At 69.0% G+C, this 6,260-nt stretch carries 7 protein-coding genes; 1 reads left to right on the top strand and 6 read right to left on the bottom strand.

Annotation, left to right across the window (positions count from 1 at the left end; genetic code table 11):
* Positions 1 to 27 precede the first annotated feature (27 nt).
* Complete coding sequence (locus AU198_RS14330) at positions 28 to 603, top strand: TetR/AcrR family transcriptional regulator (RefSeq protein ID WP_064348809.1); 576 nt, start codon at positions 28 to 30, stop codon at positions 601 to 603.
* Here AU198_RS14330 and recN read toward each other — a convergent pair.
* From recN to AU198_RS14360, 6 genes are read right to left on the bottom strand one after another with little or no spacing between them, the layout of a single operon-like run.
* Positions 600 to 2,354, bottom strand: a complete 1,755-nt coding sequence (gene recN, locus AU198_RS14335) for a DNA repair protein RecN (RefSeq protein ID WP_064348810.1) — start codon at positions 2,352 to 2,354, stop codon at positions 600 to 602. The genes AU198_RS14330 and recN overlap by 4 nt on opposite strands.
* Positions 2,354 to 3,253: an NAD kinase gene (locus AU198_RS14340; RefSeq protein WP_064348824.1), complete on the bottom strand. Its 900-nt coding sequence runs from the start codon at positions 3,251 to 3,253 to the stop codon at positions 2,354 to 2,356. The genes recN and AU198_RS14340 overlap by 1 nt, the downstream gene beginning before the upstream one ends.
* Positions 3,254 to 3,273: 20 nt before the next feature.
* Complete coding sequence (locus AU198_RS14345; RefSeq protein ID WP_064348811.1) at positions 3,274 to 4,077, bottom strand: TlyA family RNA methyltransferase; 804 nt, start codon at positions 4,075 to 4,077, stop codon at positions 3,274 to 3,276.
* 5 nt (positions 4,078 to 4,082) lie between these two features.
* Positions 4,083 to 4,268 carry a hypothetical protein gene (locus AU198_RS14350; protein WP_064348825.1) on the bottom strand — a complete coding sequence of 62 codons (186 nt, stop codon included), beginning with the start codon at positions 4,266 to 4,268 and terminating at the stop codon, positions 4,083 to 4,085.
* Between the two features lie 8 nt (positions 4,269 to 4,276).
* On the bottom strand, positions 4,277 to 5,299 hold the full coding sequence (locus AU198_RS14355) for an HAD-IIA family hydrolase (protein WP_064348812.1): 1,023 nt from the start codon (positions 5,297 to 5,299) through the stop codon (positions 4,277 to 4,279).
* 1 nt (position 5,300) lies between these two features.
* Positions 5,301 to 6,083 (bottom strand): tetratricopeptide repeat protein, encoded by a 783-nt coding sequence (locus AU198_RS14360; RefSeq protein WP_156431609.1) that lies wholly within the window; start codon positions 6,081 to 6,083, stop codon positions 5,301 to 5,303.
* Between the last annotated feature and the right edge of the window lie 177 nt (positions 6,084 to 6,260).

Below are 6,260 nucleotides of genomic sequence, written 5' to 3' on the forward strand. Positions count from 1 at the left end.
GCACCTCCTGACAGTTATGATACAGAAGTGTCCCAGAGAAGTCAGCATGATCCGCGCGCCCAGCACTCCCGTCGAGCGATCCTGCGCGCAGCCCTCGACGAATTCGCCGACGCCGGCTACCCGGGGTTCCGGATGGACTCCGTCGCCGCCCGCGCGCGCGTGGGCCGCAGCACGCTGTATCGGCACTGGCCGGACAAGGCCGCGCTGATCGCCGATGCACTCGAGACCCTCAATGTCCAACCGGACCCCGACCGCGAAGCGCCCACGGGAACGGCACGCGAGCAGGTCGAAATCCTTCTGAAGCACCTCGCGCGCGCCCTGAGCGATTCCGCGGTGTCCGCGTGCATCCCCGCGCTCGTACACGCTGCGGAGACCGAACCGGACATCCGCCGGTTCTTCTACGCGTATTCGGCACAACGACGGCAACGGCTCACCGCCACGATCGCCTCCGGTGTCGGTGATGGACAGTTCCCGGCGCGCATCGATCCCGAGGCCGCATCGGTGGCGCTGTCGGGCGCGCTGTTCTACCGGCGCCTCGCGACGACCGAGCCGCCCGACTCCGAATTTCTCACAACGCTGATCGACACGGTGCTGGGCGCCTAATCGCCTTCGGCACGCTCTTTCTGCGCCGCCTCGAGCAGCTCGCGGGCGTGGGCCCGGCCGCTGTCGGATTCACCGAGCCCCGCCAGCATGCGCGCCAGCTCGGCCACCCGCTCCTCGTCGTCGAGGCGGCGAACGCCGCTGGCTTTCTTCCCATTTCCCCCGACGACCAGGTGGACGTCGGCGTAAGCGGCGACCTGCGGCAGGTGGGTGACGACGATGACCTGATGTGTGCGGGCCAGCCGCCCCAGGCGACGGCCGATCTGCACCGCGGCCCGGCCTCCGACTCCGGCGTCGACCTCGTCGAACACCATCGTGGTTCCCTCGGCCGACGCGGACAGGACGACCTCGAGTGCCAGCATGACCCGAGAGAGTTCACCGCCCGATGCGCTCTTGTGCAGCGGCAGCACATCGGTACCGCTGGCGGCGAAGCCGAATTCGACGTTGTCGACGCCGTCGCGACCGGCATGCACCGTCTCACCCGACGGCAACACGACCGGCGCGGAGTCGTCCGCGCGCGCGAGCAGCGGGCCCACCGACACCGTGAACACGGCACCCGCCATGGCCAGACCCGACAGTTCGGCGGTCACCGCCTTGGCGAGACCTTTGGCCGCCTTGGTTCTGGCCTTGGTCAGGTCGGCAGCCGCCGCGACGGTCTTCGCCTCGAGTTCGTCGACCCGGCTCTGCAGACCGGCGAGCGCTTCCTCGGACACGTCGAGTTGCTCGAGCCGCTCCCGGGACTCCCGGGCCCACTCGAGCACACCATCGATGTCGGCGGCGTACTTGCGGGTGAGGGAACGCAGTTCGGCCTGCCGAGCCAGCTTGATTTCCAGGGCACTGGTGTCGGTCGGCAACCCGGACAGATAGCTGCCAAGTTCCCCGCTGACATTGGTGATCACCGCGATGGCTTCGCTGAGCTGCTCGGCCAGCGCGGTCAACGTGGTGTCGCCGGTGGCCTCCAGTGCCGATTTGGCCTGTGCTACACCGTGGGTCGCGGACACCACGTCGGGCGTGGGGTCGTCGGGCCCTGCGAGCGCGGCCCGAGCGATCTGGGCGGCTTCGCGTAAGGCGTCGAGTTCGGAGAGCCGCCGGATGTCGTCGACGAGCGCGGCATCCTCGCCCGGTTGCGGTGCCGAAGCGTCGATTTCATTGAGCCCGAACTTCAGCCGGTCGGCTTCGAGTGCCAGTTCCCGCGCCCGCTGTGTGCGGTCCAACAGATCGCGCCTGGCCGACAGCCACTCCTCGCGCACGCGGCGGTACTTCTTCAGCTGCGTCTCGACGTCTGCGAACCGGTCGAGCGCGGCACGTTGTTCATCGGGACGCATCAGCCGCAGCTGGTCGTTCTGCCCGTGCAGCGTGAGCAGTTCGGTGGTGAAGCGGCTCAGCGATTTGGCCGGCACGCTGCGGCCGCCGAGATAGGCGCGAGACGGGCCGTCGCGGCTGACCGAGCGGGCAGCGATCACGCTGCCGTCGTCGTCGCGTTCGGCGCCCGAGCTGTCGAGGATATCTTCCACCAGCGAGGCCACGCCGTCACCGAGTTCGGTTGTCGTGAAACGCCCTTCGACAACCGCCCGATTGTCCCCGGAGCGCACCCGGGTGGCGTCGGCGCGTGCGCCACCGAGCAGGTGCAGACCGGTGACCACCATCGTCTTGCCGGTACCGGTCTCGCCGGTCAGCACGGTGAAACCGCGATCGAATTCAGCGGTCGCAGCACTGATCGCACCCAGTGACTCGATACGGATCTCGGATAGCACTACTGTCCGCGCCACCCCGTGACCGGCAACCGGAACTTGCGCACCAGGCGGTCGGTGAACGGTGCGCTGTCCAGGCGCACCCACTTCACCGGAGTTCCGCACCGGGTCACCTCCAGGCGTCCCCCGGCGGGCACCACCATCTCGCGGCGTCCATCGCAGAACACCAGCGCGTCGTGGCCTCCCGCCTCGACCTCGATCGCGATGGCCGCCTCCGGGCTGGTGACCATCGGTCGGGCAAACAAAGCGTGAGCGTTGTTCGGTACCACCAGGATTGCCTCGAGTTCGGGCCACACGATCGGCCCGCCGGCGGAGAAGGCCCACGCCGTCGACCCGGTTGGAGTCGCCACCAGCACGCCGTCGCAGCCGAACGACGACACCGGTCGGCCGTCGACTTCCAGGACGGCTCCGAGGACTCCGAGCCGGGGCCCCTTTTCAAGGCTGGCTTCGTTGAGCGCCCAACCCCGGTCGACGATCCTGCCGTCGACCCGCACCACGACGTCGAGTGTCATCCGCTCCTCGACGCGGTAGTCGCGCTTGACGATCCGGTCGAGCACTGTGTCGATGGAGTCGGCCTCCGCCTCGGCCAGAAAGCCGATGCGGCCGAGATTCACCCCGAGAACCGGGATTTCGACGTTGCGAGCGAGTTCGGCAGCGCGCAGGAAGGTTCCGTCGCCGCCGAGGACGAGCACGAGTTCGCAACCCTCGGCGGCGCGCTCGTCGGCGTCAACCACTTCGATCTCGGCGCCGAGCGCGCGCATGTCGTCGGGCGAGAGCGGAACGGGCCCGCGGTCGACCGCTTCGGCCGACAGGACCTTGAGTCCAATCCCGTTGTCGCCGAGAACCTTCTGTACGCGTCGGGCGACCTCGGCGACTTCGCCGCGGCCGGTGTGCACCACCATCAGAATCGCGCGGTCGGTGTTCACTGCGGACCCTCCGCGACGGCGGTGCGAACGGCGCCCTCGAGGTCGTGCCCTTCCAGTCCCCCGTCGGTGCGCAAGTGCAGGAAGTACTCGACGTTGCCGGAGGGCCCGGGAAGCGGACTGGCCGTCACGGCAACCGGATGCCAGTACAGTTCGGCCGCGCGGCGGGCCACCGAGAGGACCGCCTCGGCGCGCAACGCCGGATCCGTGACCACGCCGCCGGCACCGACTCGGTCCTTGCCGACCTCGAATTGCGGTTTCACCATGGGAACGATATCGGCGCCCGGTGACGCGCACGACGTCAGCGCGGGCAGAACTGTGGACAGTGAGATGAACGACAGGTCGGCGACGATCAGGTCGACGGGTCCACCGATCGCGTCGGCGGTCAGCTCGCGCACATTGGTGCGTTCCAGCACGCTCACCCGCGGATCGTTCCGCAGCGACCAGGCCAACTGTCCATAGCCGACGTCGGCGGCTATCACCTGGCGGGCGCCGCGGTCGAGGAGCACTTCGGTGAAGCCGCCCGTCGATGCGCCGGCATCCAGGCATCGTTTACCGTCCACCGGGAGATCGAAGGCGTCCAGCGCGCCCATCAGCTTGTGCGCGCCCCGCGACACCCAGGTGCGCTCGTCGGCACCGTCGATGGTGAGGTGGGCCGTGACCGAGACGGCGGTGGCGGGTTTGGCGGCCGGCATACCATCGATGCTCACCCGTCCCGCGCCGATGAGCTCGGCGGCCTGTTGGCGGGACCGGGCCAACCCCCGTCGCACCAACTCGGCGTCCACTCGCGCGCGCCGTGCCACGGCGCTCAGCCCTTCTCGACCGACTCGAGCGCCTGCACGAGCACGTCGTGCGCCTCTTCCAGCCGTGCCGCGAGCAGTTCCACGTCGGCATCGGCCAGGTCCGCGAAACCCGAGCCCTCCTGCGCGGGGTCGGGCAGGTCGGCCAGCAACTCCGCGATCCGGGCGCGGATCTGTTCGGGATCGGTACTCATATCGAGGTTCACGCTAGCTGATTCGACTCGGGAAGCAGGGACCAGCGTTGCAGCGCCTGTCGGGCGGTGTCGTCTCCGGCGGTGATCGTGACCGAGCGGCCGTCGAGGCCGGCGTTCCACACCGCGTCGGCGAGGGCGCGCACCACCGACAAAGTCTCACCGGGATCGTGCCCCGTGGAGTGAACCGTCACCGTCGATGCAGCAGCGTCGATGCGCCAGGCCGGATGGGCCCCGATGCGCAGCGTGTGCGCAGGCTCGCTGAGCGACCGCAGATCGGCGGCCAGATATGTCGGCCGCTCCGAGGTCTGTGCCCGGACGAGGTCGACGGCAGTGCTGACGCCGGTGAACACGAGCAGGCTGGGCAGTCCGGCGGCGTTGGCCCCGGCGATGTCGGTGTCGAGGCGATCGCCGACCACCAGCGGGGTCTGGAAGCTGCCCCGAGCCAAGGCATCGGTGAGTAGAGTCGGCTGCGGCTTGCCCGCCACCTGGGGTTCGCGGTCGGTCGCCGCGCGCAGCGCCGCCACCATGGATCCGTTGCCGGGCAACAGTCCTCGTTCCGAGGGAAGGGTCCGGTCGACATTGGCCGCCACCCACAGTGCGCCGGCCCGGATGGCCAGCGCCGCTTCGGCCAGATCGGGCCAACCGGTCTGCGGTGAGTGTCCCTGCACGACGGCGATCGGCCCATCCGACCACTGTCGGACGGGTTTGAGCCCAACGCGAACGACCTCGTTGGCCAGCGCATCGGTTCCGACGACGAGAACGACTGCCCTAGAAGGCAGTTGGGCGGCCAGCAGCCGAGCGGCGCTCTGCGCGCTGGTGACGACGTCCTCCGGGGCGGCGCGAAAGCCCAAAGCGTGAAGATGCGCCGCGACGTCGGCGGGCTCACGCGAGGCGTTGTTGGTGACGTAGAGGGTGCGCGCACTGATCGTGGCCAGCGTGTCGACCGCTCCGACGGTGGCTTCGTGTCCGCGAAAAACGGTGCCGTCGAGATCGAGTAAAAGGCAGTCGTGCTCGTGGGCGAGGGTGTTCACCTCAGGAGAGCTCCGTGATGCGCTCTTCGGCGTCGGTCACGCCCTCGAGGTCGGCGGCGGCGGCGTTGATGAACCACTGCAACGCGTCCTCGTTGCGGCCAAGGGCCAGAAGCGTTTCGGCGTACACGTAGAACAGGCGCGCCGCGGTCTGTCCCTTGCGGGTCGGATCCAGTTGCGGCGTCGACAGAAGCGCCAATGCCTGCTCGTGCTGCCCGAGATCGGAGCGGGCGCCGGCCACAACGATTTTGAGCTCGTCGGCATCGTCGCCGGTGAGCTGGGCGGCTTCCGGGCTGCGGGCCAGTTCGATCGCGCGTTCCGGACGTCCGACACCGCGTTCGCAGTCGGCGATCAACGCCAGCAGCGATGATCTGCTGCCCATCCGCCGGGCGGCGCGCAGTTCGGCGAGTGCCTGCGCCCAGTCGCCGCAGTGGTACGCGGCGATGCCGACCGCTTCGCGTACCGCGGGGATGCGGGCGGCGCGGTTGCGCGCGGCGCGGGCGTGTTCGAGCGCCGTCTGTGGGTCCTCGTCGATGAGTTGGCCGGCGGCCACCAGATGGCGGGCGACGAAGTCGGCGGTCGAGCGGTCGAGCGTTGTGAGCTCGCCGCGCACGTCGGGCGCCAGTTGGCGGGGCTCGATGTCCTCTGGTATCGGCGGGCCTGACGGGTGACGAGCCTCCCCGTCGGGCTTGGGCTGCGCCCTGCGGGCTCGGTTCGGGCCGGAGCTGCGCGGAGCTGACCGCTGCGGGCGGCCCCCGGTGCCGTCGCCCCTTCTTTCCTCAGCCACGTATGCCTTTCTACCCGATGGAGGAGCCTCGCGATAATACGAAATGAATTGCCGCGAAATAGAATTACCCCCCACGCAATTGTGGGGGGTAATCCTAATGTGTGTTCGGCGGTGTCCTACTTTTCCGCCCGGGTTGGGCAGTATCATTGGCGCTGGCAGGCTTAGCTTCCGGGTTCG

The organism is Mycobacterium sp. GA-1199 (assembly GCF_001500045.1).
Lineage (GTDB): Bacteria > Actinomycetota > Actinomycetes > Mycobacteriales > Mycobacteriaceae > Mycobacterium.

What these genes read in the sequence shown, in the direction of transcription:
- AU198_RS14340 (WP_064348824.1), bottom strand. Translation starts at nt 3,253, where the DNA reads ATGGTGGTGCACACCGGCCGCGGCGAAGTCGCCGAGGTCGCCCGACGC.
- AU198_RS14350 (WP_064348825.1), bottom strand. Translation starts at nt 4,268, where the DNA reads ATGAGTACCGATCCCGAACAGATCCGCGCCCGGATCGCGGAGTTGCTG.